The sequence below is a fragment of the Enterobacter cloacae complex sp. IR5384 genome, assembly GCF_049237265.1.
In the GTDB taxonomy this organism is placed as follows: domain Bacteria; phylum Pseudomonadota; class Gammaproteobacteria; order Enterobacterales; family Enterobacteriaceae; genus Enterobacter; species Enterobacter cloacae.
In genome coordinates, this window is sequence record NZ_JBMKHJ010000084.1 from 1 (window position 1) to 2,776 (window position 2,776).

Genomic DNA, 2,776 nt, shown 5'->3' on the forward strand with positions numbered 1-2,776 from the left:
TGATGATCTGTTCGTCGGAAAAACGCTTCTTCATGGGGATGTCCTCATGTGGCTTATGAAGACATTACTAACATCGGGGTGTACTAATCAACGGGGAGCAGGTCATAGCTCTGATCGATCAGCATTATTTTGAAGCACTGAAGCAGATAACGATCTTCGATGAAGATGGTGTGGTTACTGAAGAGTTTATCAATGCTCTGAGCGGTGACGCTGCCCCTAATCGTAATGCTGACGGTTCGTTGCAGAGTATCAAGTACGTTTATTGGGTTGCTCGACATTCACAAGATGAACGTGAAGGCATACCTGTACGGACACGCGAGGAATACATGGCAGAAGCCGGGCCGGAACACATCCCAGCGCACCTGTTGCCAAAAGAGCACCGAGCCGAAACCTGAACCTGTGTATGATTTATCTGAGGCAGATCAACCATTCTGATACTGGAGGAATATTGTGTGAGAAAGTAACTGGCAACAGCCAGACAACCAACAGCCTGACGGCTGAATCCCTTACGGTGCGAAGCACTTTACCAGAGGTAAACACCTCCGGTGCTGAAGCCCCTGATTTGTCCCGTTTTTACAAGGCCCGCTCTCGTGATACCTCGCTGTCGTAAGATAAGCAATACCAGTCAGTATGCCACTAAGCGAATGGCCCGAATGTACTACGAATCCGGCGCAATGCTGGCAAAAATCTGTGCTGACCTTCAACTGCCTCTATTCACCGTGGTGACGCTGCTTAAGCGTGAAGGAATCACTGAAAAGAAATGGCATCTCGAATGCCGGATCATACTGATCCGTTGTTTTTGGCCTATCGTGAAACAGTCGCCAGAAAACAGAAGAACCCGCAGCGACGTTCACCACGCCTGCACTACTAACACCCTGAAAGGGTTAACAGCAATTGCTGTTAATCGCCTTGCGATGCACTGACCCAACCCCACATCGGGGGCCAATGAACCTTGATTACATCTTTTTCCTGCCTTGGGGCTGGGTGGCGCTTCGTCACGTCCTGATCGGCGGGAGCATCCTTCTCTGGAGATACTATAAAAATGACCACAATAAAAGACAGGATTTTCGCCGCCATGCATGGCATGACACCGGAGGAATACGAACTTCAAAAAGCGCGGGACAATCTGAAGAGCGTCACCGATAACTTTCTGGATCAACATCCGGAGTTGCTCAAATCAGCCCCGGCTGACACACCCACGGGTAAACGGGGCGAAGCCCTCTCGCCAATGCGAGACACCTTTGGTGCTGAACAACGGATTAAAAAATCGTTGGGTGCTGATAGCCGTCCGGTTGTCTCACATACCGCTGACCACATCGATCCTGAAATGCTGGCGAAAGCTAAAGCAGCGGCTGCTGCACTCGCAAAATCCGATCCTGATCGTTACGGCAATATCATCAAGCAGCAGGGGGTGTGATGAGTGGGACCAATAAGATTGTTACCAGCACCGTTAATGAAATCTCGTGGATCACAGACGATGCCTCATATCAAAAAGCCAAAAAGAAGATAATTTCGCTTAAGGCTGCTCATGAGAAACCAGCTAAAGCGCTTGAGAAGGCCCAGAAGCGGACCGTCCAGAGTGAAGGCAAAGCAGCACTAGCCGCAGCGAAAGCCCAGACAGCGAAGCTACGCCAGGCTGAACAATTGTCAAAACAGCAACAGAAACAAGCTCAGATACAAGCCAAAATGGAGCGGGACGCAGTAGCCCACGCCAATAAAATGACCTCATTACAGGCTCGCCAGTTATCTCAGCAGGAGCAGGCAGCACGGCAGAATGCCCGTTTAGCAGCGATTTCTGCAAAAGTGCAGGCCGCAGCCAGATCACGAGTTATGACCTATAACCCGGACATGGGCGGTCGTAGCTCTGAACCCACTCTGGTTGCCAGCCAGAATGCAGCGATGCAGCGCGGTCACGGTGCTGTTGCTGCTGACATTGCAGCACAAAAGCGCGCGCTTGCCCTTGAAGAAAAGAAAGAAGCAGCACTCAAACGTGAAGTAACCTACTACAACAGCTTGAGAAAGTCGGCTCTGACTCTGGCAAACGTGAACGGCGCTGACGTTGCAACCAGGTACAAAGCCATCAGTGCAGCAAAAGAGGCACTTAAAGCCCAGAAAGAAGAGCGCTATACGGTTGAAGAAACCCGCTTCGAAATGGCTCGTATCACCACAGAATTACGCAAGCAGGCTCGTCTGCAACAGCGTATTACCCGTGAGCAGAAAGCCGCAGGTGTTCGTGCTGGTCGTGTACGCACAGATGGTCGTGGTGGGGGGGCAGGTCTTGCAGCCGCTGGTGTTATCGGTGGTGCGTCGTTAGTGGGTAGTATGGGCGTTTCTCGTGTCGGTCAGACCCTCCAGGGAAGCCTTGAGCGTTCTCGCGATGTGAAAAAACTCCAGCAGTACGGGATCAGCAACCTTGAGTTTGCTGCACTTCAGGATCTCTCGATGAGCCGTGTTGGTTACTCACTGAGTGCTGACAAGCTGGCTGACCTCAACAAGGACACAACCGAAAAGGCTGGGGAATTGTTGAACACCGGCTCTTTCAAACGTAACAAGAAAACTGGACAGGTGAATTTCAGCGGCGGTGGCGAGTTCGCAGATATCATCAACAATGTGCTGACCTCCACCAACGGCAACCAGAAGGTAGCACAGAAGGTGATCGGAGAACTGCAAATGAATCGCCACGCGTTTAACAGACACCTCAGAGTCATTTAAGATGACTTAAAGAGAGGTGCCCATGAGCGGTAAGCGTTATCCTGAAGAGTTTAAAACTGAAGCA

General features: G+C 50.9%; 3 protein-coding genes. All 3 read left to right on the forward strand.

The genetic code is table 11. The features are described from left to right. Nucleotides 1–653: 653 nt before the first annotated feature. The 3 genes from ACOTX3_RS25845 to ACOTX3_RS25855 all read left to right on the forward strand — a co-directional run bounded on the left by ACOTX3_RS25845 (nt 654) and on the right by ACOTX3_RS25855 (nt 2,712). Nucleotides 654–923 (forward strand): hypothetical protein, encoded by a 270-nt coding sequence (locus ACOTX3_RS25845; RefSeq protein ID WP_407205106.1) that lies wholly within the window; start codon nt 654–656, stop codon nt 921–923. 119 nt (nt 924–1,042) lie between these two features. Then, complete coding sequence (locus tag ACOTX3_RS25850; RefSeq protein ID WP_250116811.1) at nt 1,043–1,417, forward strand: hypothetical protein; 375 nt, start codon at nt 1,043–1,045, stop codon at nt 1,415–1,417. After that, nucleotides 1,417–2,712, forward strand: a complete 1,296-nt coding sequence (locus tag ACOTX3_RS25855) for a hypothetical protein (protein WP_250116810.1) — start codon at nt 1,417–1,419, stop codon at nt 2,710–2,712. Before ACOTX3_RS25850 ends, ACOTX3_RS25855 begins: the two co-directional genes overlap by 1 nt. Nucleotides 2,713–2,776 lie beyond the last annotated feature (64 nt).